Origin of the sequence: Enterobacter cloacae complex sp. IR5401 (genome assembly GCF_049238425.1) — a bacterium.
Lineage (GTDB): Bacteria > Pseudomonadota > Gammaproteobacteria > Enterobacterales > Enterobacteriaceae > Enterobacter > Enterobacter hormaechei_C.
Genome location: NZ_JBMKHN010000009.1, coordinates 124,862 through 149,655, shown reverse-complemented (window position 1 = coordinate 149,655; position 24,794 = coordinate 124,862). Strand labels below are relative to the sequence as shown.

20 protein-coding genes and 1 other annotated feature are annotated in these 24,794 nt (G+C 57.0%); of the genes, 8 read left to right on the top strand and 12 right to left on the bottom strand.

The annotated features are described in order from the left end of the window. The first annotated feature begins 20 nt into the window (after positions 1 to 20). From copA to ybaK, 3 genes are all read left to right on the top strand, one after another. Complete coding sequence (gene copA, locus ACOTX1_RS15065; RefSeq protein WP_023315546.1) at positions 21 to 2,519, top strand: copper-exporting P-type ATPase CopA; 2,499 nt, start codon at positions 21 to 23, stop codon at positions 2,517 to 2,519. A 50-nt stretch (positions 2,520 to 2,569) separates the two neighbouring features. Next, positions 2,570 to 3,364 carry a TraB/GumN family protein gene (locus ACOTX1_RS15060; RefSeq protein WP_023315545.1) on the top strand — a complete coding sequence of 265 codons (795 nt, stop codon included), beginning with the start codon at positions 2,570 to 2,572 and terminating at the stop codon, positions 3,362 to 3,364. A gap of 198 nt (positions 3,365 to 3,562) precedes the next feature. Then, the gene (gene ybaK / locus ACOTX1_RS15055; RefSeq protein ID WP_003858950.1) at positions 3,563 to 4,042 is read left to right on the top strand and encodes a Cys-tRNA(Pro)/Cys-tRNA(Cys) deacylase YbaK; all 480 of its coding nucleotides are present in this window, start codon (positions 3,563 to 3,565) and stop codon (positions 4,040 to 4,042) included. A 120-nt stretch (positions 4,043 to 4,162) separates the two neighbouring features. Here the strand turns inward: ybaK and ushA are convergent, their stop codons facing one another. Further along, positions 4,163 to 5,815, bottom strand: coding sequence for a bifunctional UDP-sugar hydrolase/5'-nucleotidase UshA (ushA, locus tag ACOTX1_RS15050; protein ID WP_023315544.1), 1,653 nt, complete (start codon positions 5,813 to 5,815; stop codon positions 4,163 to 4,165). 164 nt (positions 5,816 to 5,979) lie between these two features. On the opposite strand from ushA, the gene ACOTX1_RS15045 reads away from it, so the two are divergent. Beyond that, positions 5,980 to 7,200 carry an MFS transporter gene (locus ACOTX1_RS15045; protein WP_023315543.1) on the top strand — a complete coding sequence of 407 codons (1,221 nt, stop codon included), beginning with the start codon at positions 5,980 to 5,982 and terminating at the stop codon, positions 7,198 to 7,200. A 232-nt stretch (positions 7,201 to 7,432) separates the two neighbouring features. Next, entirely contained in the window at positions 7,433 to 9,109 is a 1,677-nt protein-coding gene (gene ybaL / locus ACOTX1_RS15040; RefSeq protein ID WP_022650507.1) for a YbaL family putative K(+) efflux transporter, read from the top strand. A gap of 93 nt (positions 9,110 to 9,202) precedes the next feature. On the opposite strand, the gene ACOTX1_RS15035 is transcribed toward ybaL, so the two are convergent. The 9 genes from ACOTX1_RS15035 to ACOTX1_RS14995 form a co-directional block, all read right to left on the bottom strand. Continuing rightward, a complete protein-coding gene (locus ACOTX1_RS15035) occupies positions 9,203 to 10,507 on the bottom strand; it encodes an inosine/guanosine kinase (RefSeq protein WP_022650506.1) in 1,305 nt (434 codons plus the stop codon). A 62-nt stretch (positions 10,508 to 10,569) separates the two neighbouring features. Continuing rightward, positions 10,570 to 11,532 carry a ferrochelatase gene (gene hemH, locus ACOTX1_RS15030; RefSeq protein WP_022650505.1) on the bottom strand — a complete coding sequence of 321 codons (963 nt, stop codon included), beginning with the start codon at positions 11,530 to 11,532 and terminating at the stop codon, positions 10,570 to 10,572. A 124-nt stretch (positions 11,533 to 11,656) separates the two neighbouring features. After that, positions 11,657 to 12,301 carry an adenylate kinase gene (adk, locus tag ACOTX1_RS15025; protein ID WP_006809841.1) on the bottom strand — a complete coding sequence of 215 codons (645 nt, stop codon included), beginning with the start codon at positions 12,299 to 12,301 and terminating at the stop codon, positions 11,657 to 11,659. A 195-nt stretch (positions 12,302 to 12,496) separates the two neighbouring features. Next, positions 12,497 to 14,371 carry a molecular chaperone HtpG gene (gene htpG / locus ACOTX1_RS15020; RefSeq protein WP_023315542.1) on the bottom strand — a complete coding sequence of 625 codons (1,875 nt, stop codon included), beginning with the start codon at positions 14,369 to 14,371 and terminating at the stop codon, positions 12,497 to 12,499. 110 nt (positions 14,372 to 14,481) lie between these two features. Beyond that, the gene (recR, locus tag ACOTX1_RS15015) at positions 14,482 to 15,087 is read right to left on the bottom strand and encodes a recombination mediator RecR (protein ID WP_006809843.1); all 606 of its coding nucleotides are present in this window, start codon (positions 15,085 to 15,087) and stop codon (positions 14,482 to 14,484) included. Further along, the gene (locus tag ACOTX1_RS15010; protein ID WP_003858972.1) at positions 15,087 to 15,419 is read right to left on the bottom strand and encodes a YbaB/EbfC family nucleoid-associated protein; all 333 of its coding nucleotides are present in this window, start codon (positions 15,417 to 15,419) and stop codon (positions 15,087 to 15,089) included. Before ACOTX1_RS15010 ends, recR begins: the two co-directional genes overlap by 1 nt. Before the next feature lie 53 nt (positions 15,420 to 15,472). Beyond that, positions 15,473 to 17,398, bottom strand: coding sequence for a DNA polymerase III subunit gamma/tau (dnaX, locus tag ACOTX1_RS15005; RefSeq protein ID WP_023315541.1), 1,926 nt, complete (start codon positions 17,396 to 17,398; stop codon positions 15,473 to 15,475). Beyond that, positions 16,079 to 16,143: a sequence feature (DnaX frameshifting element), on the bottom strand. It overlaps the preceding gene by 65 nt. An 88-nt stretch (positions 17,399 to 17,486) precedes the next feature. Beyond that, positions 17,487 to 18,038 carry an adenine phosphoribosyltransferase gene (apt, locus tag ACOTX1_RS15000; RefSeq protein WP_000127359.1) on the bottom strand — a complete coding sequence of 184 codons (552 nt, stop codon included), beginning with the start codon at positions 18,036 to 18,038 and terminating at the stop codon, positions 17,487 to 17,489. Positions 18,039 to 18,189: 151 nt separating this feature from the next. After that, positions 18,190 to 18,567 carry a DUF454 family protein gene (locus ACOTX1_RS14995; RefSeq protein WP_015571246.1) on the bottom strand — a complete coding sequence of 126 codons (378 nt, stop codon included), beginning with the start codon at positions 18,565 to 18,567 and terminating at the stop codon, positions 18,190 to 18,192. 50 nt (positions 18,568 to 18,617) lie between these two features. Between ACOTX1_RS14995 and priC the strand changes: the two genes are divergently transcribed. Both priC and rsmS read left to right on the top strand, forming a co-directional pair. Next, positions 18,618 to 19,145, top strand: a complete 528-nt coding sequence (gene priC, locus ACOTX1_RS14990) for a primosomal replication protein N'' (RefSeq protein WP_022650502.1) — start codon at positions 18,618 to 18,620, stop codon at positions 19,143 to 19,145. 12 nt (positions 19,146 to 19,157) lie between these two features. Then, entirely contained in the window at positions 19,158 to 19,334 is a 177-nt protein-coding gene (gene rsmS / locus ACOTX1_RS14985; protein ID WP_023315540.1) for a pleiotropic regulatory protein RsmS, read from the top strand. Position 19,335: 1 nt separating this feature from the next. Here rsmS and mscK read toward each other — a convergent pair whose 3' ends face one another. Then, complete coding sequence (gene mscK / locus ACOTX1_RS14980; protein WP_023315539.1) at positions 19,336 to 22,683, bottom strand: mechanosensitive channel MscK; 3,348 nt, start codon at positions 22,681 to 22,683, stop codon at positions 19,336 to 19,338. A gap of 113 nt (positions 22,684 to 22,796) precedes the next feature. Then, positions 22,797 to 23,450, bottom strand: a complete 654-nt coding sequence (gene acrR / locus ACOTX1_RS14975; protein WP_032634428.1) for a multidrug efflux transporter transcriptional repressor AcrR — start codon at positions 23,448 to 23,450, stop codon at positions 22,797 to 22,799. A 141-nt stretch (positions 23,451 to 23,591) separates the two neighbouring features. On the opposite strand from acrR, the gene acrA reads away from it, so the two are divergent. Continuing rightward, complete coding sequence (gene acrA / locus ACOTX1_RS14970; RefSeq protein WP_022650498.1) at positions 23,592 to 24,785, top strand: multidrug efflux RND transporter periplasmic adaptor subunit AcrA; 1,194 nt, start codon at positions 23,592 to 23,594, stop codon at positions 24,783 to 24,785. Positions 24,786 to 24,794: the final 9 nt, after the last annotated feature.

Below are 24,794 nucleotides of genomic sequence, written 5' to 3'. Positions count from 1 at the left end.
CATTATACGGGAGTTTTGTTATGTCTCACACTATTGACCTGACACTGGACGGCCTCTCCTGCGGCCACTGTGTCAAACGCGTTAAAGAAAGCCTGGAGCAGCGTCCTGACGTGGAAAGCGCTGAGGTGACTATCGATCATGCCGCCGTGACCGGCAGCGCCAGCGCCGACGCGCTGATTGATACCATTAAACAGGCCGGTTACGGGGCGGAGTTAAGCCACCCAAAGGCTAAACCGCTGGCAGAGTCATCATCCCCGTCGGAAGCACTGACAGCGGCCACTCCTGAGCTTCCGGTAGCTGATGACATTGATGACAGCCAACAACTGCTGATCAACGGCATGAGCTGCGCCAGCTGCGTTTCCCGGGTACAAAACGCCTTACAGGCGGTACCGGGTGTAGCACAGGCACGGGTAAACCTGGCGGAGCGTACTGCGCTGGTGATGGGCAGCGCCTCCGCCGCAGAGTTAGTGCAGGCCGTGGAGAAAGCGGGCTACGGGGCGGAGGCCATCGAAGATGATGCCGAGCGCCGCGAGCGCCAGCAGGAAACGGCTGTCGCCACCATGAAGCGCTTCCGCTGGCAGGCGATTGTCGCCCTGCTGGTCGGTATTCCGGTGATGGTGTGGGGCATGATGGGTGACAACATGATGGTCACCGCTGACAACCGCACCCTGTGGCTGGTGATTGGTCTGATTACCCTTGCGGTGATGGTGTTTGCAGGCGGGCATTTCTATACCAGCGCCTGGAAGAGCCTGAAAAACCGCACCGCGACGATGGATACCCTGGTCGCCCTCGGGACCGGCGCGGCGTGGCTCTATTCGATGAGCGTTAACGTCTGGCCGCAGTGGTTCCCGATGGAGGCGCGCCATCTCTATTATGAAGCGAGTGCGATGATTATCGGTCTGATTAACTTAGGCCATATGCTCGAAGCCCGCGCGCGTCAGCGCTCGTCGAAAGCGCTGGAAAGATTACTCGATTTAACCCCGCCGACGGCCCGCGTGGTCACGGACGAGGGGGAAAAAAGCGTTCCATTGGCCGAGGTTCAGCCCGGCATGACGCTGCGTCTGACCACGGGAGACCGTGTTCCCGTTGACGGTAAGATAAGCCAGGGCGAAGCCTGGCTGGATGAAGCGATGCTGACCGGGGAGCCTATTCCCCAGCAGAAATCCGATGGCGACGCCGTGCATGCCGGTACGGTCGTGCAGGACGGCAGCGTGCTGTTCCGCGCCAGCGCGGTCGGGAGCCATACCACGCTGTCACGCATCATTCGCATGGTCCGCCAGGCGCAGAGCAGTAAGCCGGAGATTGGTCAGCTTGCCGATAAAATCTCCGCCATTTTTGTGCCGGTAGTCGTCGGTATTGCCCTGTTGAGCGCGGCAATCTGGTATTTCTTCGGCCCGGCGCCGCAGATTGTCTACACCCTGGTGATCGCCACCACGGTACTGATCATCGCCTGCCCTTGTGCCCTTGGCCTGGCCACGCCGATGTCGATTATCTCTGGCGTCGGACGCGCCGCCGAATTTGGCGTACTGGTCCGTGATGCTGACGCCCTGCAACGGGCAAGCACGCTGGACACCCTTGTTTTTGATAAAACCGGCACGCTCACCGAGGGCAAACCGCAGGTGGTGGCCGTCAGTACCGTTGGCTGTACGGAGACGGATGCCCTGCGCCTGGCCGCCGCGCTGGAACAAGGCTCCAGCCACCCGCTGGCGCGCGCCATCCTGGAGAAAGCCGGTGATGCTCGTCTGCCGCAGGTAAGTAACTTCCGCACCCTGCGCGGTTTAGGGGTCAGCGGTGAAGCCGAAGGCCATACGCTGCTGCTGGGAAACCAGGCACTGCTGACTGAACACGGCGTTGATACGTCCGCGCTGGACGCTGAGCTGAACGCGCAGGCCTCTCAGGGCGCGACGCCGGTTCTGCTGGCGAGGGATGGTCAGGTGGCGGCGCTGCTGGCCGTGCGCGATCCGTTACGCCAGGACAGCGTAGATGCCTTACAGCGCCTGCACCGCGCGGGCTATCGTCTGGTGATGCTGACCGGGGACAACCCGACCACCGCCAACGCCATCGCCAAAGAAGCCGGTATTGATGAGGTGATCGCGGGCGTGCTGCCGGACGGCAAAGCGGACGCCATCAAGAACCTGCAAAGTCAGGGTCGCCAGGTGGCGATGGTGGGCGACGGCATCAACGACGCCCCGGCGCTGGCGCAGGCTGACGTAGGAATTGCGATGGGCGGCGGGAGCGATGTCGCCATTGAAACCGCGGCGATCACCCTGATGCGCCACAGCCTGATGGGCGTGGCGGACGCGCTGGCGATTTCGAAAGCCACGTTGCGCAACATGAAGCAGAACCTGCTGGGGGCGTTCGTCTATAACTCGCTCGGCATTCCGATTGCCGCCGGGATTTTGTGGCCGCTGACCGGTACCCTGCTGAACCCGGTTGTTGCGGGTGCGGCGATGGCGCTCTCGTCAATTACCGTGGTGAGCAACGCTAACCGTCTGCTGCGGTTTAAACCGAAAGATTGAACCTTGTACCCGTACGCGCTAGCATGAACCTTTCCGTTTATGGAGCGCGTATGGGTCTGTTTAATCGTATAAAAACATCGTTTCGCGCCCTTTTTCCCCGCCGTTATGCCTGGCCCGGTATGGATATTTCGCTTCCGGGTGGGCAGCATCTGCACCTGGTGGGAAGCATTCATATGGGCACGCAGGATATGTCCCCCCTGCCCTCCGGCCTGATTAAACTACTGAAGCGCGCCGACGCGCTGATCGTCGAAGCCGACATCTCCGGCCATGAATCGCCGTTTGCCGGGCTGGAAAGCGGCCGCCCCCTGGCGGAACGTCTTAACGAGACGCAGTTGGCTGAGCTTACTCGTCTTGCGGATGAGACCGGCGTCTCGCTCTCAATGCTCGACACCCTGCCCCTGTGGCAAATTGCCATGGTGCTACAGGCAACCCAGGCGCAGCGCCTGGGGCTGCGCGGCGATTACGGTATCGATTATCAACTGCTGAATGCGGCAAGGGCGCGCAACCTGTCCGTTATTGAACTGGAAGGCACGGACAGCCAGATTGCGCTCCTTCGCCAGCTTCCCGATGACGGCAAGATGCTACTGGATGATACCCTGACCCACTGGCACACCAACGCGCGTCTGCTGCAAACGATGATTGGCTGGTGGCTGGATGCGTCGCCCGCAGACGGTAAGCTGGCGTTACCGTCGACGTTCAGTGAATCGTTGTATGATGTGCTGATGAACGCGCGCAACCAGGCGTGGCGGGAGACGCTATATGCCCTGCCTGCCGGTCGTTATGTTGTCGCGGTTGGCGCGTTGCATTTGTACGGAGAAGGGAATTTGCCGTCGCTGCTGAAATAAAAAAATGGCCAATATTTCTATTGGCCCGTCAAAGAGGAATTTCATCGTTTTTATTATACCGAAGTGACCTTCGGCTACGCCGATTGTCGCTCAAAGTAACCATCACTGCCAATACTATTGCGCAAGATGGTGCTATTTTTTAGACAAACGTCAGGCGTATGCTGCTGGCATGAATCGTCTGTCGTAAGAAGGATAGCCATGACTCCCGCCGTTAAATTACTCGAAAAAAACAAAATTTCTTTCCGGATCCACACCTACGATCACGATCCGAACGAAACCAACTTTGGTGATGAAGTGGTGCGCAAGCTGGGGCTGAACGCGGACCAGGTCTACAAAACGCTGCTGGTCGCGGTGAACGGCGATATGAAGCACCTCGCCGTAGCAGTAACGCCCGTCGCCGGACAGCTTGATCTGAAGAAAGTGGCCAAAGCGCTGGGAGCGAAAAAGGTCGATATGGCAGACCCGATGGTTGCGCAACGCACAACGGGTTATCTGGTCGGCGGGATCAGCCCGCTCGGTCAGAAAAAGCGTCTGCCCACGCTGATCGATGCGCCTTCGCAAGAATTTGAAACGATCTATATTTCTGGCGGCAAACGCGGGCTGGATATCGAACTGTCCGCAGGCGATCTGGCGAAAATGCTGGACGCGAAATTTGCGGATATTGCGCGCCGGGATTGAGAAAATTGCCCGGTGGCGCTGCGAGGTAAAAGCAAAACGGTAACAGGCGTTACCGTTTTTTGTGTTCGCGCCCTCTCCCGGTGGGAGAGGGTTGGGGTGAGGGCATCAGGCCGCACAACACTACTGCCAGCTCACCTCACCTTTCGGCTCATACGCGTTCACGTCAATCGGTGAATTTTGCTGGATAAACTGCTTCAACACTTCCGCATCAATAAACCCGGTATTTACATAGCCCGGTTTGTTATCGATATGCGGATAGCCGTCGCCGCCGGTGGCGTTAAAGCTTAACGTTGCCAGGCGGTAGGTTTTCGCCGTATCAACCGGTTCGCCTTTGATTTTGAGATCGTTGAGCTTACCGTCCTTCGCGACGAAGCTGACGTTAGCAAACTGCGGATACGCCCCGGAATCTGGCTTCATCTGCGCCACGGCGGTCAGGTAGTCAATCACCTCCTTCCCGCTCATGTCCGCATAGACCACCACGTTGCCAAACGGCTGCACTTTGAGCACGTCTTTATAGGTGATGTCTCCGCCTTCGATGGAGTCACGAATACCGCCGCCGCTCATCACGGCGAAATCCGCATTCGTGCGCGCCATCTGCGCGGCCAGCACCAGACGCCCCATGTTGGTCTGCACGAAGCGGACTTTGCTGCGGTCCCCTTCCAGTCGTCCGTTAAGCGTGCCAATCTTCACGTCCAGCTGCGCTTTCCCTTTGCTCTGGAACGACGTCAGCAGAGAGAGCATCTGCTGGTTTTCAGCGATCTCTGGCGTGTAGAGTACCCGCTCGCTTTTGCCGTCCGGGTAGGTCACTTTCTTCTTCAGGTTGACCGGGATGAGCTGATAGTGCACCAGCTTCATCTCGCCGTTACGGAATTCGAAATCCGCGCGGCCAACGTATTTACCCCACTCGTGGGCCTGTACAATCCAGATCCCGTTCTGACGATCCGGCGCGCACGGCGTGCCGGGCACATAATCTACCTGCTTTTTATTCTCAGAAGCCATGCAGACCGGATCCTGCGAATGACCGCCCACAATCATCGCCAGCGAGCCCGCTGGAAGGCTGCGCGCCATCTCCACGTCGCCCGGCGCGTTAGAGCCGTGCTGACCGTTATCGTAATGCCCCATGTGGGTGGTCGCGATAATCACATCCGGTTTTTCATTCTGCTGCAACTCCTGGATCACCAGCTTCGCTTCGTCCGCCGGTTTACGGAATTCGATGTCGGTGAAAAATTCAGGGTTGCCAATTTTGGCCGTATCGTCGGTGGTTAAGCCGATGACCGCGATCTTCAGATCCTGACGCTTGAACAGCGCCCACGGTTTAAACAAGCGCTCGCCGGTGCTTTTCTGATAAATATTGGCGGAAAGGAACGGGAATTTGGACCACTTCTCCTGCTGGCGCAACACGCTCAGCGGATTATCAAACTCGTGGTTTCCGACCGCCATCGCGTCGTAACCAATTAAATTCATGCCGCGGAAATCAGGCTCGGCATCCTGCAAATCAGATTCCGGTACGCCGGTATTAATATCCCCGCCCGACAGCAACAGCACGCTGCCGCCCTGGGCCGCGACCTCTTTACGAATGCCATCCACCAGCGTTTTTTGCGCCGCCAGGCCATATTCACCGTATTCGCTGCGCCAGAAATGGCCGTGATGATCGTTAGTATGCAGAATGGTAATTTTATAGGTTTTATCTTTTTCATACGCCTGCGCGGGCAGGCTTGTTAGCCCCCATGCGGCGATGAGCGCCAGCGCGACGCCACGCTTCATTAACTTCATCTTCTCTCTCCCTGACCCATAGACAAACGCAAAAATTACAGTGACTCACAAGAATAGACAAATAAGTTTTCAGAATTGCGACTTTCTTCAAATGTCACGGACGGGTATGTTAGTCGGATAATAATTACTCCCTGCATCTCTAATAACAAATCGACGTGGTATTTATGGCAATCAGTGAATCAACCCAGCCCGTCCAGGGCGCTCCGGCGTCGCCGCCGAAATCGCGCACTTCCTTTAAAGTATTAGGCGCAATCAGTCTCTCTCATCTGCTCAACGACATGATCCAGTCGCTGATTCTGGCGATCTACCCGCTGTTGCAGTCTGAGTTCTCATTAACCTTCGTGCAGATCGGAATGATCACCCTGACCTTCCAGCTGGCCTCTTCGCTGCTACAGCCGGTGGTGGGCTACTGGACGGACAAATACCCGATGCCATGGTCGCTGCCCATTGGGATGTGCTTCACCCTGAGCGGGCTAGTGCTGCTGGCCATGGCGGGCAGCTATGAGGCGGTACTGGTTGCCGCGGCGCTGGTGGGAACCGGTTCATCGGTGTTCCATCCGGAATCGTCCCGCGTGGCGCGTATGGCCTCCGGCGGACGCCACGGGCTGGCGCAATCTCTGTTCCAGGTGGGGGGGAACTTTGGTAGCTCCCTCGGTCCCCTGCTGGCGGCGGTGATTATCGCGCCCTACGGTAAAGGCAACGTGGCGTGGTTTGTGCTGGCCGCGCTGCTGGCGATTGTCGTCCTGGCGCAAATCAGCCGCTGGTATGCCGCGCAGCATCGCGTAAATAAGGGAAAACCAGCCGCGAAGATAACCAACCCCCTTCCGCGCAATAAGGTGATCCTTGCCGTCAGCGTGCTGCTGGTGCTGATTTTCTCGAAATATTTTTATATGGCGAGCATCAGCAGCTATTACACCTTCTATCTGATGCAAAAATTCGGATTATCGGTACAAAACGCCCAGTTCCACCTCTTTGCTTTCCTGTTTGCGGTGGCGGCAGGCACGGTGATTGGCGGCCCTGTGGGGGATAAAATCGGACGTAAATATGTGATTTGGGGCTCTATCCTCGGCGTTGCACCGTTTACGCTTGTTTTACCCTACGCAACGCTGGAATGGACCGGAATATTGACGGTGATTATTGGTTTTATTCTCGCATCGGCATTTTCAGCCATCCTGGTCTACGCGCAGGAGCTGCTGCCGGGACGTATCGGTATGGTTTCCGGCCTCTTTTTCGGTTTTGCCTTTGGCATGGGCGGCCTTGGCGCAGCCGTTTTAGGGATGGTTGCCGACCACACCAGCATCTTCCTGGTCTATAAAATCTGCGCTTTCCTGCCACTTCTGGGGATGTTGACCATATTCCTACCTGACAACCGTCATAAAGCGTAACTTCACGGCTGCCAAAGTTAAACTTTGGCAGCCGGATAACCTGATGCCATAAGGCTTTCCTCTCCCTCCCCTCAGCAAATTTATCAAAATCTGCCTTTTTTCATGCTTATTGCCTTTTTATTGTGTTTTCAACAATTATTCATAAACATAAGCGTAAAAATTGTCATAAACTATTAATCGGCTTTTTGGTATTTGCACCAAAAATGGATCACCCATCGCAAAAGGAGACGGAATGCACCACGCCACACCGCTTATCACCACCATTGTTGGTGGACTTGTGCTCGCTTTTATTCTCGGCATGATTGCCAATAAACTGCGTATTTCGCCCCTGGTAGGCTATTTGCTGGCGGGCGTGCTGGCAGGGCCCTTTACGCCGGGTTTTGTCGCAGATACCAAACTGGCGCCTGAGCTGGCGGAATTAGGCGTGATCCTGCTGATGTTTGGCGTCGGGCTGCATTTTTCCCTGAAGGATCTGATGGCGGTAAAGTCGATCGCCATACCGGGAGCGATCGCCCAGATAGGGGTGGCGACGCTGCTGGGCATGGCGCTTTCGGCGGTGCTGGGCTGGTCAATCATGACCGGTATCGTATTTGGGCTGTGTCTTTCAACCGCCAGTACCGTGGTGCTGCTGCGCGCGCTTGAAGAGAGGCAGCTGATAGACAGCCAGCGCGGGCAAATCGCGATAGGCTGGCTGATTGTTGAAGATCTGGTAATGGTGTTGACGCTGGTTCTGCTGCCCGCCGTCGCCGGGATGATGGAAAAAGAGAATATCGGCTTCGCCTCGCTGGCACTGGATATGAGCATTACCATCGGTAAAGTCGTGGCGTTTATCGCCATCATGATGCTGGTGGGCCGCCGTCTGGTGCCGTGGATCATGTCCCGCAGCGCCGCCACGGGCTCGCGTGAACTGTTCACGCTTTCAGTCCTTGCGCTGGCGCTGGGCATTGCCTTTGGCGCCGTCGAGCTGTTTGACGTCTCCTTTGCGCTGGGCGCGTTCTTCGCCGGGATGGTGCTGAACGAGTCCGAGCTGAGCCACCGCGCCGCGCACGATACCCTGCCGCTGCGGGATGCATTCGCGGTGCTGTTCTTCGTCTCCGTCGGGATGCTGTTCGACCCGCTGATCCTCATTCAGCAGCCGCTGGCCGTGCTGGGTACGCTGGCAATCATCATCTTTGGTAAGTCCGTTGCCGCCTTCTTCCTGGTGCGGATGTTCGGTCACTCGCCGCGCACGGCGCTGACCATCGCCGCCAGCCTGGCGCAGATTGGCGAGTTCGCCTTTATTCTTGCCGGTCTGGGGATGGCCCTGAACCTGCTGCCACAGGCGGGGCAAAATCTGGTGCTGGCGGGGGCGATCCTCTCCATCATGTTGAACCCGGTCTTGTTTGCCCTGCTGGAGAAATATCTCGAGAAGACCGAAACCCTCGAAGAGCTGACGCTGGAAGAGGCGACAGAAGAAGAGAAACAGATCCCGGTGGATATCTGCAACCACGCGCTGCTGGTCGGTTTTGGCCGCGTCGGCAGCCTGCTGGGTGAAAAACTGATGGCTCAGGGCATTCCACTTGTAGTGATTGAAACGTCACGCACCCGCGTCGACGAACTTCGCGAGCGCGGCATCCGCGCGGTGCTGGGCAACGCGGCTAACGAAGAGATTATGAATCTGGCGCATCTGGACTGCGCTCGCTGGCTGCTGCTCACTATCCCGAACGGTTACGAGGCTGGCGAGATTGTCGCCACAGCCCGTGAAAAATGCCCGCATATCGAAATCATTGCCCGCGCCCATTATGATGACGAAGTGGAGTACATCACCGAGCGCGGCGCGAATCAGGTGGTGATGGGTGAGCGTGAGATTGCGAATACGATGCTGACAATGCTGACGAAACCGCCGGTTGAAGAGGCAGTAACGGGGTAAGTTTTGTGCTGCCTGATGCCCTCACCCTGACCCTCTCCCGCAGGGAGAGGGAACAAACACTAAAAACGGCAACCACAGGTTGCCGTTTTACTTTTACCTGTCCCAATAAGCCTCTTCGAGGCTGTCTTCCCGTTCCGGCAGCCCCCGCGTTAAGCGCGGAGAATGCTGGTTCAGCACCTGATAACTCACGCGGTTCGCGTACTTACACACCTGCGCCAGCGAGGAATAGGTCAGCCAGTCGAAGGTATGTTTGCTGGAATTCGGCACGTTGGTTTTGTGGTAGGCGTTGGCGGTAATGTCGTGCAGCAGCGCGGCCAGCGCGCCGTCGCCCGCGCCGTTAGTGTTCATGATCTTCTCAGGGCCACCCATATACGGTGCGATGTGAGAGAAGATACGCAGCGGGTTGATGCAGTCTTTATGACGCATAGCGCGGCTGAACTCATACTGATTAAATTCGGCGATTGCGCCCGGCAGCAGCGGGTGCTGGGTTTTACGCTTGCTCTCTTCTTCCGTGAAGCCCGCCATGTACAGCCCGACCGGCCCGGCGGTGCAGAGCACCAGGTCCACCCAGTCCAGCGCCTTATCAGACGCCAGCAGCGGATCGCTTTCGCCGGTCAGCGCTTCGGCTTCTTCTTCATTCATCGCCAGAATCGAGACGTGTTCTTTCAGGAAGGCCTGCCACCACTCCGGGTTGTCGGCAATGACGAATTTGGTGCCCAGCGTCAGAACCACAGGCACGTTGTATTTCTTCGCGTACTCAATTGCCTTCATGGTTGCGTCCGGCATTGGTTCGCCCGGCTTGCAGCGCACCAGATAGGAGGTCAGTACCAGCGCAGACGCGCCCGCGATCACCTCTTCCGGGATACTTTCAGCGCGCAGCTTATTCATATGGCCGGGGCTGATGGCAAAGGTACGCTCGCCGGAATCGCTTATCAGCGTAAAGCAGCGGCCAATCGGCCCGTCAACGCCCTGTAAATAGTTCAGATCGGTGCGGCTGGAGGTATTGCAAAGGTAGCGGTAGGCGTAGCCACCGATTTCGATATTGCTGCACATCACGCCAAGCAGCACCGAGCGGTCGTCTGCCAGTACGGAGTAGTTGTGCATGGTGTTGCCGATAGTGCCGCCGGCAAACTGGTGGGTGATAAGATTTTCGCGCACCAGCTCCTGATACAGCGCTTCAGCAACGTCATCCTCAATCACCAGCGAGTGCCCGGCGCTCAGACCGTAACGTGCGACAAACGCATCATCCACTTTGGCTTCAATGTCCACCAGCGTCTGATCGATACCGACCACCCAGGCAGCGCTGGTTTCGCTTTCCTGCTGAATTTGCTGTAACAGCGGATCGCGGGCATCGACGGGGAAATAGTGTTTGGACTTACGTTTACCGGGAAATTTCATGGTCTGAACTGTGCAAAGAATACGGGCCGGGAATGGTAGCACAAACCCGGCCCGTAACGCGATCAGCGGCGGGTGGTGACCAGTGACACCATCATGTCGATGTGTTCAGGGGAGTCGTTAAGCGCAGGAATATATTCGTATTTCGTTCCGCCCGCCTCCATAAAGAACTCTTTGTTCTGGACGGCAATTTCTTCCAGCGTCTCCAGACAGTCTGCCGAAAAGCCCGGCGACATCACCTGAATGTGCTTCACGCCCTTCTCGCCCAGCATTTTTAGCGTTTCATCAGTATACGGGGTCAGCCAAGGTTCACGGCCGAAGCGCGACTGGAAGGTCATCATCACCTTCTCAGGCGGCAGGCCGAGGGCGGAGACCAGCTCGCGGGTGGTATCGCGGCAACGCTGGGGGTAATCGTCCCCTTCGTTCGCGAAACGCTGCGGAATACCGTGATAGGAGAGCAGCAGCAGATCCGGCTCGCCGTGTTTTTCAAACGACGCGCGCGCGCTGCTGGCAAGCGCCTGAATGTACAGCTCGTTATCGGCGTAGTCGCGGATAAAGGTGATACCCGGTATACGGCGGCGGGTCGCCAGAATGCGCCCCAGTTCGTCCCAGACGGCAGCTACCGTGGAGCACGAATACTGCGGATATAGAGCCAGCACCACAATGTGTTCAACGCCCTGCGCCAGCAGAGAGTCAACGGCGCTTTCCAGGGACGGCTTACCGTAGCTCATGCCGAGCGCAACGGGCATGTCCGGCAGGCGGGCGGCCAGCGCCTTCTCCTGACGACGGCTGTACACCATCAGCGGCGAGCCCTCTTCCATCCACACGGACTGATAGAGCTTTGCCACACGCGGGGAACGAATCGGCAGAATGACGCCACGCAGCAGTGGCCACCACAGCAGTCTTGGGGTATCCACGACGCGCGTGTCGCTTAAAAATTGTCGCAGGTAGCGTTTTACCGCCGCTGGAGTAGGTGCTTCTGGGGTGCCCAGATTGGCAAGCAGGATGCCGGTTTTCGCCTGACTCATTCACGCCTCTTAACCATTTGATAGGCTGTCAATTGTAGCGGAAATGCGTTTAAACGAAACCCATTGCTGCAATAGGTAAGATGAGAATTTTTCTCACCCGGGGCTCCGGGTGAGAGAGGTGCGCTTAGCCGAGAATTTTTTCCAGCTCTGCACGTACGTCAGCCACGGCTTTGGTGCCGTCCACTTTCGCGTATTTGGTGTTACCCGCCTGCGCTTCTTTGGTGTAGTAGCCGATCAGCGGTGCGGTCATCTGATGGTATTCCACCAGGCGTTTACGCACGGTTTCTTCCTGATCGTCTTTACGGGTGGTCAGCTCTTCGCCGGTCACGTCGTCTTTGCCTTCAACCTTAGGTGGGTTGAATTTAATGTGGTAAACGCGGCCAGAAGCAGCGTGTACGCGACGGCCAACGATACGGTCAACGATCAGCTCGTCCGGTACGTCGAACTCCAGCACGTAATCCACGTTGATGCCCGCTTCTTTCATGGCGTCAGCCTGAGGAATGGTGCGCGGGAAGCCGTCCAGCAGGAAACCATTGCGGCAGTCTTCCTGAGCAATGCGCTCTTTTACCAGCGCGATAACCAGTTCGTCGGTCACCAGCTTGCCTGCGTCCATGATGTCTTTAGCTTGTTTGCCCAGCTCGGAGCCAGATTTAACAGCGGCACGCAGCATGTCACCAGTAGAGATTTGCGGAATACCGTATTTCTCCATGATGAACTGAGCCTGAGTTCCCTTACCCGCGCCCGGAGCGCCAAGCAGAATAATACGCATTGCGAAAATCCCCTCAAATGTCGATTCAATTTTTCAAAAGCGCTAAACAATACCACCAGAACGGGTATCGCTCAAGGAAGGCGGGGAGGCTGAAACGGTTAATGAGGGGAGATAATTTGGGAGAGTGCGGTCTGGTGCCCTCACCCCGGCCCTCTCCCACGGGGAGAGGGAGAAGACCAGGGGAGACGTGGTCAGTTACGCCAGCAGCAGCGCATTCACACGTTTAATGAACAGGTTAGGATCTTCCAGCGTACCGCGCTCGGCCAGCAGGGACTGATCCAGCAGCAGTTCAACCCACTCCGCAAAGCGGGCGTCGTCCTGGGTATCCGCCGCGCGTTTCACCAGCGGGTGATCCGGATTAAGCTCAAAGATATATTTCACATCCGGCACGGCCTGGCCCGCCGCAGCGAACAGTTTCGCCATCTGGGTGCTCATTTCGTCCGCATCGGTGGTGACAATGGCTGGCGTATCGGTCAGACGGTGCGTGAAGCGCACCTCTTTCACGCGGTCACCCAGCAGGGTTTTCACGCGCTCAATGAACGGCTCCAGCGCCTTCTCGGCTTCTTTCGCGCTTTCGTCCACTTCATCTGCCAGCTTGTCGATGGACTCGTCAGCTTTGGCAACGGACTGGAACGCCTTACCGTCGAACTCGGTCAGGTAGTTCATCATCCATTCGTCGATGCGGTCAGACAGCAGCAGCACTTCGATGCCTTTCTTACGCAGCAGCTCCAGGTGCGGGCTGCTCTTCGCTGCCGCATAGCTGTCGGCGGTGATGTAGTAGATCTTCTCCTGCCCTTCTTTCATGCGGGAGACGTACTCTTCCAGCGACACGGTCTGGGCGGAGGAGTCGTTGTGCGTAGAGGCGAAGCGCAGCAGTTTAGCGATAGCTTCCACGTTCGCGGTGTCTTCCGCCGGACCTTCTTTCAGCACCAGGCCAAACTGTTTCCAGAAGGTCTGGTATTTTTCCGCATCGTCCTTCGCCAGTTTTTCCAGCATCTGCAACGCACGTTTGGTCAGGGCGTTACGCAGGTTACGGGTGACGGTGCTGTCCTGAAGGATTTCACGCGAGACGTTCAGCGGCAGATCGTTGGAATCGATCAGACCACGCACAAAGCGCAGGTAGTTCGGCATGAACTGCTCGGCGTCGTCCATAATGAACACGCGCTGCACGTACAGCTTCAGGCCATGCTTGTGATCGCGGTTCCACATGTCCCACGGCGCCTGTGCCGGGATGTACAGCAGGCTGGTGTACTCCTGCTTACCTTCCACACGGTTGTGGCTCCAGGTCAGCGGGTCGGTAAAGTCGTGGGCGATGTGCTTGTAGAATTCGTTGTACTCGTCGTCTTTAATTTCAGCTTTGTTACGCGTCCACAGCGCCTGCGCCTTGTTGATTTTCTCCCAGGAAACCACGGTTTCGCCGTCTTTCTCTTCCTGTTTTTCAATCTCAACCGGCAGCGCGATGTGGTCGGAATACTTGCTGATGATGGAGCGTACGCGCCAGTCGTTCAGGAAATCGTCTTCGCCTTCACGCAGGTGCAGGGTGATTTCGGTGCCGCGATCCGCTTTGGTGATGTCATCAACGGTGTACTCGCCTTCCCCTTTGGATTCCCACAGCACGCCGTTCTCGGCGCTGTCGCCCGCGGCGCGAGTGCGCACGGTGACTTTGTCCGCCACGATGAACGCCGAGTAGAAGCCTACGCCGAACTGACCAATCAGCTGGCTGTCTTTCGCCTGGTCAGAGCCCATGGACTCAAGGAACGCTTTGGTGCCGGATTTGGCGATGGTCCCGAGGTGGTCGATCACCTCGTCGCGGTTCATCCCGATGCCGTTATCGGCAATCGTCAGGGTGCGGTTCTCTTTATTGAACGAGACGCGCACGCGCAGTTCGCCGTCGCCTTCATACAGATCCGGGTTAGACAGCGCGCGGAAGCGCAGCTTGTCCGCCGCATCGGAGGCGTTGGAAATCAGCTCACGCAGGAAAATTTCTTTGTTGGAATACAGGGAATGGATCATCAGGTGCAGAAGCTGTTTTACTTCTGACTGGAAACCACGGGTTTCTTGTCCTTTCATCTAAGTCGACCTCAACAATGCCATTTAATGGGGTTGTAAAACGTTGAGTGAGAGATGGGGATAAGGGGGGAAATTTTCAAGCGGAGGCCGCGCGCGCAGCCTCCGTTTGGTCAGAAAATAATCTTGTGACGTCCGGCCAGCGAGTGCGACAGCGTGGTGCCGTCGACCATCTCCAGCTCACCGCCGACCGGCACGCCGTGGGCGATGCGGCTGGCGTCAACGCCGTACTGCGCGCACAGTTCGGCGATGTAGTTGGCGGTTGCCTCCCCTTCCACCGTGGGGTTGGTGGCGAGGATCACCTCTTTGATGGTTTCCGACTCCAGGCGCTGCTCCAGACGATCGAGACCGATATCGTCCGGGCCGATGCCGTCCAGCGGGGAGAGATGCCCCATCAGCACGAAATAGCGGCCGGAAAACTGCCCGGTTTGTTCGATGGCGTAGATGTCCGCCGGACTCTCCACCACGCAAATCTGACCGTTTTCCTGACGACGCGGGTTCGTGCAGATGTTGCATACGTCCTGCTCGGTAAAGGTACGGCAATCCGCACAGTGACCAATTTCTGACATGGCGCGGGTCAGAGCCTGCGCCAGGCGCATCCCGCCGCTGCGGTCGCGCTGCAATAGCGTAAACGCCATACGCTGCGCCGACTTCGGGCCAACGCCCGGCAGGCAGCGCAGTGCTTCCATTAACTGCGTGAGCAGCGGACTGGTTTGCATCAGAATGGCATCTTAAAGCCCGGCGGCAGTTGCATACCGCTGGAAACAGAGGCCATTTTCTCTTTCTGGGTTTCGTCGATACGGCGAGCGGCATCGTTAAACGCGGCTGCAACCAGATCTTCCAGCATCTCTTTGTCGTCTTCGAGCAGGCTCGGGTCGATTTCCACGCGACGGCAGTTATGCGCACCGTTGATGGTCACCTTGACCAGACCGGCACCGGATTCACCCGTGACTTCCAGCTGAGCGATCTCTTCCTGCATCTTCTGCATTTTTTCCTGCATCTGCTGAGCCTGCTTCATCAGGCCACCCAGACCGCCTTTTCCACCAAACATAGGCTTCTCTCTTCTTTCACGTTAAGGATTACAACCGTAAGTCAGACTCACGATCAAATGGGGCGAATACTCTCTTCATCCAGATCGGCGTCGAAGAACCGGCGCAGGGTCTGGATGTTGTTATCCGCGATAATCGACTCGCGCGCCTGCGCGAGCTTCTCTTCATAAATCGCCTGTCGCCACTCAAGCGGCGTTTTCACCGCCGGATTATCATCTTCAATGATAGTCAATTCAACCGGCACACCCTGTAATGCGGTAAGCGCCTCGGCCAGCGCCTTTTGCGCGCCTGGGGAGTTGAGGTGCCGCTGGCCAGGGCGCAGGTGCAGACGCACCTGATTACCGTCCTGCTCTTTCCAGGCGTTCAGCGCGACCTGCTCAACCAGCTTCGGCAGTTGCAGTTTGCTGACCTCTGCGGCCCAGGCGTCGCGCGCAATGGACTCTTCCGCAAGCTTCGCGGACAGCTCCGGCGTTTTTTCATGCTCCAGCGCCTTTTTCAGCGCTTTTGGCGTGGCGACCACTTCCTTGACCGTTTCAACAACGGTAGTCGCCTTCCAGCGGTATGCCTCTTCTTTCGCCGGGGCTTTTTGCTCGAGCGCGGACGGTGCCGGACGCGACTGCACGCGCTCCGTTACCGAGGCCAGTCGTTCAAGCGCGGCGTTGTTCACCGGCCGCGCTCTTGCAGGCGCTGCCGGTTCACTCTTTTTTGGTTTGGTTGCTCCCTGCGCACGTTGCAACTGGCTTCGTGCGGCAAGCACCGAACTGGTGGCATCCGACAGCGGCACGTTTTGCGGCGGCGATGCCGGTTGCGGTGGCACCTGCTGCGGTGACATTACCGCGGTCGGCGCAACCGGCGCAAAGGACTGCCGGGGCGTTTCCGGCTCCGGCAATGGCTTGCGCGGATGGAAGGCCAGTGCGCGCAGCAGCGTCATTTCAACGCCCATCCGGCGATCCGGTGCAAACGGCAGCTCTTTGCGGCCGATCAGCAGCGTCTGATAATAAAGCTGAACGTCAGCCGGCGGCACGGTGCGCGCAAGTTCACGCATCCGCTGTTCAATGGTCGCCATGTCCGCGCCAATGGCCGACGGAGACAGTTGCAGCATCGCCACGCGGTGCAGCAGGCTGAGCATCTCGACCAGCAGCGCTTCCCACTCAATGCCACGGGCGGCGGCATCGTTGACGAGGGTCATTACCCGCTCACCGTTGGCGGCAATCATCGCTTCAATAAGCGACAGCGCCTGATCGTCATCCAGCGTGCCGAGCATGGTGCTGACCGCGTCGGTGGAAAGTTTACCGTCACCGCTGGCAATCGCCTGGTCGGTCAGGCTTAGCGCATCGCGCAGGCTGCCGTCCGCCGCACGGGCCAGCAGTTGCAGCGCGCGCGGTTCATGAACAATGTTCTCTTCATCGAGAATATGCTCAAGCTGAGCGCGGATCTGCTCAACGTCCAGCGCCTTCAGATGGAATTGCAGGCAGCGCGACAGGATCGTGACCGGCAGCTTTTGCGGATCGGTGGTCGCCAGCAGGAATTTGACATGCGCAGGCGGCTCTTCCAGCGTTTTCAGCAGGGCGTTGAAGCTGTGGCGCGACAGCATGTGCACTTCATCGATCAGATAGACCTTGAAGCGGCCGCGCGCCGGGGCGTACTGCACGTTGTCGAGCAGATCGCGGGTGTCTTCCACTTTGGTGCGCGAGGCGGCGTCGATCTCAATCAGATCGACAAAACGCCCCTGCTCGATCTCACGACAGTTGTCGCACACGCCGCACGGGGTGGCGGTGATCCCGGTTTCGCAGTTCAGACCTTTTGCCAGCAGACGGGCAATAGAGGTTTTACCGACGCCGCGGGTGCCGGAAAAAAGATAGGCGTGATGGATGCGACCTAGCGACAAGCCGTTCGCCAGGGCCGTCAGCACATGTTCCTGACCGACAACGTCAGCAAAGGTTTGTGGTCGCCATTTACGGGCTAACACCTGATAACTCATGGGCAGGCTCTGCAACGCTGGAAGGTGAATTAATGGAGGGGAATGCTATCACAACCTCACCCATTGAGCGAGGTTGTGAGATATGGGATTAATGTCCCGGGAATGGCACCAGGCTGTAGCTGGTAATACCCTGTTTTTCCAGACGCTGCTCGCCGCCGAGATCGAACAGGTTAATGATGAATGCCGCGTCGGTCACTTCCCCGCCCAGACGACGGATCAGCTTCACGGTCGCTTCGATGGTGCCGCCGGTTGCCAGCAGATCGTCCACCACCAGCACTTTGTCGCCTGGCTTGATGGCATCAACGTGAATTTCCAGCTGATCGGTGCCGTATTCCAGCTCATAGCTCTCAGCAATGGTTTCACGCGGCAGTTTGCGCGGCTTACGCACCGGCACAAAACCCACGCCCATCGCCAGCGCAACCGGTGCGCCAAACAGGAAGCCACGGGCTTCAGTACCTACTACTTTGGTGATCCCGGCGTTTTTATAACGCTCAACCAGCAGTTCAATGCTGAGGGCGTACGCTTTCGGGTCTTCCAGCAAGCTGGTGACATCGCGGAAAAGAATGCCAGGTTTTGGATAGTCCTGGATACTTTTGATGCTATTTTTCAGATATTCAAGCTGCTGTGCAGTTGCGGTCATCGGTTTGTGCCTAAATGAAACAGTGTTACTCACGGCGCGCGACGAGTCGGTCAAAGTAACAGTTGTTTAACCTTTGACCAGGCGCACCTGTGCTCGAAAACGGTCGAATTTACTGGCTGTGCGCCATAATTGCAACCGCCATGATGAGGCTTCAGTGCTTTTGTTGCTTTTCATCAACCACGGGGATCCGCCACATAAAGATCAGCAGGCAAACCAGGATCGCCAGCAGCAGAATGCGCACCCACATCATTTTCACCAGCCATAACGAGACGGCGAAGGTGATCAGGATGAAGGCAATGGCGCGCGGCTTGGCCCCGGGCGGCATAGCCCGGTGTTTTTGCCAGTGCCGCAGGTAGCCGCCGAACCACGAGCGGTACAGAAGCCAGTGGTGAAAACGCGGCGACGAGCGGGCGAAGCACCAGGCGGCCAACAGGATAAACGGGGTGGTCGGCAGCAAGGGCAAAACCACACCCAGCGTACCCAGCACTACCGCGAGCCAGCCAATGATGATTAAAATAGTACGCTGCATAATGCGAATCGTTATCAAACTGAACGGCTACTTTACCACTGGAGAGCGCCTTGAAAACAGCACTGCTTCTTGAGAGGCTGCAAAATCAGCTGATCGCGCTGCGGGCGCAGGCCACACCGCTGATGGGCCACGCCACGCTGAAACCGCGCTTTGACCGGCAGCTCTTCCGCACCCGCAGCACCGTCATTCAGGATTATCTTGCTGAAGCGCAGACCAACCTCGACGAGCTTCGCCACGCGGTTGAGAGTGAACAGCAGGAACAGGTCGCGTGGCTTGCGGAGCATCTTACCGAGCAGATCACCGCCCTGCACCGGGAAATCGCCGCCTGGCCGCTACGGGCGTGGGACAGCGCCTCGCCGGGACTGGGAAAATGGCAGCGCAAGCGGCTGGAGAACCAGGAGTTTGAGCGCCGTCTGTTTGAGATGAAGCGTGAGCGCGAAGCCCGCCTGAACACCAGCGAAACGCTGGAAGAGCAGCAGTTATTAATGCGTGAAATCAGCGCGCTGGAAGGCCGCATCGTTCGCTGCCGTCAGGCGCTGGATGAGATTGAACGCGTCATTGAACGCCTGACCCGTTAACAGGAGCCGCGGATGTCACTGGAAAATGCCCCCGATGAGGTCAAACTGGCCGTCGATTTAATTATGCTGCTGGAGAATCATGCGATCCCGGCTGAGACGGTGCTGAAAGCGCTGGAGATTGTGCGGCGGGATTTTGAGGGGAAACTCCCCCCTCACCCTGCCCTCTCCCCAGTGGGGAGAGGGAAATAATTCAGGCGGGAGTAGGGTCGTCCCCCTTAATCTCGCGCTTCACTTCCGTATGCTCGTCACCTTTCTCGTTACGCAGGTGCACTTCAAGCTGGTTGAAGGCGATATTAATGTTGTTTTCACGACACAGACGGTCAATGGTGCGGTTCAGCTCATCGACGGTGTAGCTGCGATCGCGCAGTTCACGTACGTACAGGCGCAGCTCATGATCCAGCGTGCTTGGCCCGAAGGTGGTGAAGAACACGTCAGGCGCAGGATCGTGCATCACTTTAGGATGTGATTTCGCGGCTTCCAGCAGGACCTCTTTCACTTTATCCAGATCTGAACCGTAGGCCACCCCGAGTCGGATCACCACGCGGGTGGTGGTATCCGAGAGCGACCAGTTGATCAGGCGCTCGGTCACAAAGGCTTTGTTCGGGATGATCACCTCTTTACGATCGAAGTCGGTAATGGTGGTCGCACGGATGCGGATCTTGCTGACGGTCCCGGAGAAGGTGCCGATGGTGACGGTATCGCCGATACGCACCGGACGTTCGAACAGGATAATCAGGCCAGAGACAAAGTTACCGAAGATCTCCTGCAAGCCGAAGCCCAGACCCACCGACAACGCTGCCGCCAGCCACTGAAGTTTATCCCACGAGACGCCCAGCGAGCCGAATACCGTCATCGCCCCGACAATAATAATGACGTAGTTCAGGATGGTAGTAATGGCGTACGACGCCCCCTGACGCAGGTTCAGCCTCGAGAGCACCAGCACTTCCAGCAGACCCGGCAGGTTGCGGATCAACGCCCAGGCAACCACTGACGACACCAGCGCAAAGAGCAGGCTGCCCATGGTGACGCTTTTCATTACCGCAGCGCCCGCTTCGGTACCGTTGTATTGCCAGAGCGTGATACTGTCGAGGTAGGCGAAAACGGTAATTAAATCAGACCAGATGGCCCAGAACATCACCGCAAACAGGGCGATCATCACCAGCATGGTAATACGCATCGTTTGCTGGTTGACCTGCTCCAGGGCGATAGTCGGCTCTTCCTGCGGCTCTGCCCCTTCAGCCCCCTCTTTCACCTGATGCTGCCGACGGGCAACAGCACGACGATACGCAATGCGGCGCGCCGCTACGCTCAAACCACGCAGCACGGTCTGGAACAGCAGGTTCCACACAATCACCAGATAAACCGTTTCGATCCAGCGGCCTGACAGACGCAGCGTGGTATAGAAGTAACCCGTCGCCGTCAGCACCATCAGCGCCAGCGGAATGATCGCCAGCACCGTTACGGTAACCAGACGAAGATTATGGGACTCTTTATCCCGCCAGCTGTCGCGGCACATCGGCCACATAAGGACGGCAATCAGCAGCAGGTTCAGCATAATCACCAGTTGCCCCAGTACGTCATCCATCAGATGCAGCGGCGAAAGCTCGGCCACAACTGACCAGAAGTGCAGCGGCAGCAGCGCGAGGCTGATGCGTACAATCTGGCGACGCCAGTGGCTGGTGAGTTTTTCCGGCATGTTGAAGTGGCGGACGGCGACGCCATCTTTTTCCAGCACTTTCCAGCACAGGCCAAACACCAGCCAGAACAGCGCCAGCTTCTTGCTGAACGCCCACAGCAGATCGCTGATATTCAACTGCATGGTCAGCAGGATCAGGCCCACGGCGAGTATCAACAGGCAGACCGGCAGAGCACGGATCAGATCGATCAGGATCGCTTTCGGGGTGTGCAGCTGGCTGTCGTTACGCAGTTGCCCCACTTCCGAGGCCAGCTTCGCCTGGTACTGTTTCAGCCATTTCAAACGCCAGCGTATTACGCCAGCGATGAGCAGCAAAGGCAGTCCCGCCAGGAAGGCAATCATTACTGCTGGCCAGGCTTTCTCCCAGTTCACTGTAATTTTCATGCTTTTTATCTGGGATTTCAGCGTTTCCGGGAAAGATTTAAACCAGTCCCAGTCCATGGGTTTATTGCTGTTCACCCAGAAAATCTGCTGGGTCAGGATCTCCTGGAGGCTTTTAGAAACGCTCACCAGCTGCTGCTGGTTGATTTGCAGGTTAATCGCCATCATCAACTGGTTGCCCAGCTGCTTGTTGAGCTGATCGAGCAGTTCGCGGCGCATGTCCACCACCTGCAACAGCGCGTCGTGAACTTCAGCGTTCACTTCACCTGAATGGCCCTCTTCCACTTTGGCAACAAACGTGTCGCTCTGGAATAGCGCATCGCGCTGCTGGTTGACGTCAAACTGTTCAAGACGCAAATCCGCAATGCGATTGGTCATGTCTTCCAGCTCGTCGGCGGACGGCAGCGTCTGCTGTTGCTGGTAGAGAATGCGCGACAGCAGCAGGCTGCCCTTCAGGACGGCAATCTGCTCCTTGACGTTACGCTCAGCCTGCAACGCGCGATCCAGCCAGTTTTTGACCTTGATATTCTGCTGTACCAGCGCGCTGCCGTTTTCAGTCGCCTGGATCAGACGTTCGCTCAGCTGGTGGTTAATCTCCAGCTCCTGCTTCACCAGCGGGTTGGCCTGAATACGCGCCGTCTCGTCTGGCGAGACCGCTTCCTGGGCCGTTTTTTCAGTCAGGGTCAGGCGCTTGCTGTTTACCGCTTCCTGCAACAGCTGAAGTTGATGCTCAAGCCGGTTGATATTCGCGGTCACGTAGTCACGCTGTTTTTGCAGCGCATCCTGTAGCACCGTGTTGCCTTCCAGGCTCTTACGCTGCTGTTCAATCTCCGCGTTTAGCAGCGTCTGCTGGATATTCAGCAGCGTTTGCTGGGTGGGACGAAGCGCCCCTTCCCCAACGGTGACGCCATTCAGACGGTTACGTATCTGCTGTAGCTGTTGCGATGCGGAGTACATGGCGTTCTGCACGCGCTCAGGCTGGGTTTGCAGCGAAACCAGCTGGCTGTTATAGGTTGAGAGATCGGACTGCGCCGTTTGCAGATCGTCCAGCAGCTGCGCCACGCGCGACTCAAGCTGGCGCAACGACAGCGTGGCAAGCGTTTTTCGGGTTTCATCGTCGTTGTCGACGTCGCTGAGCGCATTCAGCGCCTCCGTAGCCTTACGCATGTTTTCCGGCGCCTGAGCGACCTTCTGCCTCAGCTGGGCCGTTTCGGCTTTGATGCGCTCTATCTTGTCCAGCGTTTCCAGGGTTTCCGTCAGGTCCTGCTGAACAAGTTTTTCCAGGGCGGACAGATCTTTCTGCTTATTCAGGGTGTCGAGTTGCGCCTGAACATCAGCACGCGTGGGAATGTCACTGCCGTTGTCTGCACGGGCCCAGGAAAGCGGCGCGGCTGCAAAGTAAAACAGCAGGATCAAAAACAGGGCCAGAACAAGATGTTGCGAGCGATTGATGTGCAGCATAGTTGTGAATGTGATGTGAGAAATGACCGGAAATAGTCGGGCATGAAGGATATCACGCCCGGCTGAAGCAGAATAGTACGACGGAAAGGGTCTACGATTTTTCCCGTACCCGATCAGGTAGAACGGGGGTGATGCTTACTTTGAAGGGTCGGACAGAGCTGGCACATCTCAAGAAAAATGTCGACATAGCTGCGCGCCTCTGATCTGAGATCGAACGACTCCGGAGCAAAAAGCCAGTTTTCCATCAGGCCGGAAATATAGCCGCGCATCAGGATCGCCGCCCGGCGGGTGAGTAAGGTGGCAGGAAGCATTTTGGCCTGCATGCACTCCGTGAGGACCTGTTCGATGCGATCGTAGCTTTCCAGACACAGGTCGCGTTGCGCCTGCTGAACCACCGCCATTTCGCCAACGAACTCACATTTATGGAAGATGATTTCCATCATCAGACGGCGGCGCTCTTCAACAACTGTCGCTTCAAGGATATATACTAGAATTTCTCTTAACACAGAGAGTGGATCGTGAGGGAATTTTGCCCGATACTCACTCTCAAGATCGCTAATGCTGGACTCTGAAAGCTCCCAGATTTCACCAAACAGATCGGACTTGTCTTTGAAATGCCAGTAAATCGCTCCCCGCGTGACGCCCGCGGCCTGAGCAATCTGTGCCAGCGAGGTTGCCGAAACACCCTGCTGTGAGAACAAACGCATTGCCACATCCAGAATGTGTTGTCGGGTTTCCAGCGCTTGTTGTTTGGTTTTTCGTGCCATACGTTGATGAATTTACAGGAGTCAGATTTACATACATTTATGAATGTATGTACCATAGCATGACGATAATATAAACGCAGCAATGGGTTTTTAGACTCAGGACCCTTGATCAATTTGAAATCGGACACTCGAGGTTTACATATGAACAAAAACAGAGGGTTAACGCCTCTGGCGGTCGTTCTGATGCTCTCAGGCAGCTTAGCGCTTACAGGATGTGACGACAAAGAGGCTCAACAAGGAGCTCAGCAGGTGCCAGAAGTTGGCGTCGTGACGCTCAAATCCGAACCTCTCCAGATGACAACAGAACTACCGGGCCGCACCAGCGCCTATCGCATTGCGGAAGTGCGTCCGCAGGTAAGCGGTATCATCCTGAAACGTAACTTCACCGAAGGCGGTGATGTCAAGGCAGGTGAGTCTCTGTATCAGATTGATCCAGCAACCTACCAGGCGTCTTATGAGAGCGCTAAAGGCGATCTGGCGAAAGCAGAAGCGGCAGCCAAAATTTCGCAGCTGACGTTGAATCGTTACAAGAAGCTGCTCGGCACGCAGTACATCAGCCAACAGGATTATGATTCAGCCCTGGCCGATGCGCAGCAAGCCAACGCGGCCGTTGTGGCGGCGAAAGCGGCGGTAGAAACCGCGCGTATTAACCTGGCCTACACCAAAGTGACCTCCCCTATCAGCGGTCGCATTGGTAAATCTGCCGTCACCGAAGGTGCACTGGTGCAAAACGGTCAGACCAACGCACTGGCCACCGTGCAGCAGCTTGACCCGATCTATGTTGACGTTACCCAGTCCAGCAACGATTTCCTGCGTCTCAAACAGGAGCTGGCAAGCGGTCAACTGAAACAGGAAAACGGTAAAGCCAAGGTTGAACTGGTTACCAACGACGGTATCGAGTTCTCGCAGACCGGTACACTGGAATTTTCTGATGTGACCGTCGATCAGACCACCGGCTCAATCACCATCCGGGCCATTTTCCCGAATCCGGATAAAACCCTGCTGCCGGGTATGTTCGTACGCGCCCGTCTTGAGGAAGGGACTAACCCAAGCGCCATTCTGGTTCCTCAGCAGGGTGTGACCCGTACGCCACGCGGCGATGCGAGCGCGCTGGTTGTGGGTGCCGATAACAAAGTCGAAATGCGCAATATCACTGCAACGCAGGCGATTGGCGATAAGTGGCTGGTGACGGAAGGTCTGAAAGATGGCGATCGCGTGATTATTACTGGTTTGCAAAAAGTTCGTCCTGGCGCGCAGGTCAAAGCGCAGGAAGTGAAATCTGACGACAAACAACAAGCGTCGGCCGCTGGCCAGTCAGAACAAACCAAGTCTTAACTTAAACAG

Coding starts and splice junctions, on each gene's coding strand:
- ybaK (WP_003858950.1), top strand. CDS start 3,563: ATGACTCCCGCCGTTAAATTACTCGAAAAAAACAAAATTTCTTTCCGG.
- dnaX (WP_023315541.1), bottom strand. CDS start 17,398: ATGAGTTATCAGGTGTTAGCCCGTAAATGGCGACCACAAACCTTTGCT.
- acrA (WP_022650498.1), top strand. CDS start 23,592: ATGAACAAAAACAGAGGGTTAACGCCTCTGGCGGTCGTTCTGATGCTC.
- ACOTX1_RS15010 (WP_003858972.1), bottom strand. CDS start 15,419: ATGTTTGGTGGAAAAGGCGGTCTGGGTGGCCTGATGAAGCAGGCTCAG.
- copA (WP_023315546.1), top strand. CDS start 21: ATGTCTCACACTATTGACCTGACACTGGACGGCCTCTCCTGCGGCCAC.
- adk (WP_006809841.1), bottom strand. CDS start 12,301: ATGCGTATTATTCTGCTTGGCGCTCCGGGCGCGGGTAAGGGAACTCAG.
- ACOTX1_RS15060 (WP_023315545.1), top strand. CDS start 2,570: ATGGGTCTGTTTAATCGTATAAAAACATCGTTTCGCGCCCTTTTTCCC.
- apt (WP_000127359.1), bottom strand. CDS start 18,038: ATGACCGCAACTGCACAGCAGCTTGAATATCTGAAAAATAGCATCAAA.
- htpG (WP_023315542.1), bottom strand. CDS start 14,371: ATGAAAGGACAAGAAACCCGTGGTTTCCAGTCAGAAGTAAAACAGCTT.
- ACOTX1_RS14995 (WP_015571246.1), bottom strand. CDS start 18,567: ATGCAGCGTACTATTTTAATCATCATTGGCTGGCTCGCGGTAGTGCTG.
- rsmS (WP_023315540.1), top strand. CDS start 19,158: ATGTCACTGGAAAATGCCCCCGATGAGGTCAAACTGGCCGTCGATTTA.
- mscK (WP_023315539.1), bottom strand. CDS start 22,683: ATGCTGCACATCAATCGCTCGCAACATCTTGTTCTGGCCCTGTTTTTG.
- hemH (WP_022650505.1), bottom strand. CDS start 11,532: ATGAGTCAGGCGAAAACCGGCATCCTGCTTGCCAATCTGGGCACCCCA.
- recR (WP_006809843.1), bottom strand. CDS start 15,087: ATGCAAACCAGTCCGCTGCTCACGCAGTTAATGGAAGCACTGCGCTGC.
- acrR (WP_032634428.1), bottom strand. CDS start 23,450: ATGGCACGAAAAACCAAACAACAAGCGCTGGAAACCCGACAACACATT.
- ACOTX1_RS15045 (WP_023315543.1), top strand. CDS start 5,980: ATGGCAATCAGTGAATCAACCCAGCCCGTCCAGGGCGCTCCGGCGTCG.
- ybaL (WP_022650507.1), top strand. CDS start 7,433: ATGCACCACGCCACACCGCTTATCACCACCATTGTTGGTGGACTTGTG.
- ACOTX1_RS15035 (WP_022650506.1), bottom strand. CDS start 10,507: ATGAAATTTCCCGGTAAACGTAAGTCCAAACACTATTTCCCCGTCGAT.
- ushA (WP_023315544.1), bottom strand. CDS start 5,815: ATGAAGTTAATGAAGCGTGGCGTCGCGCTGGCGCTCATCGCCGCATGG.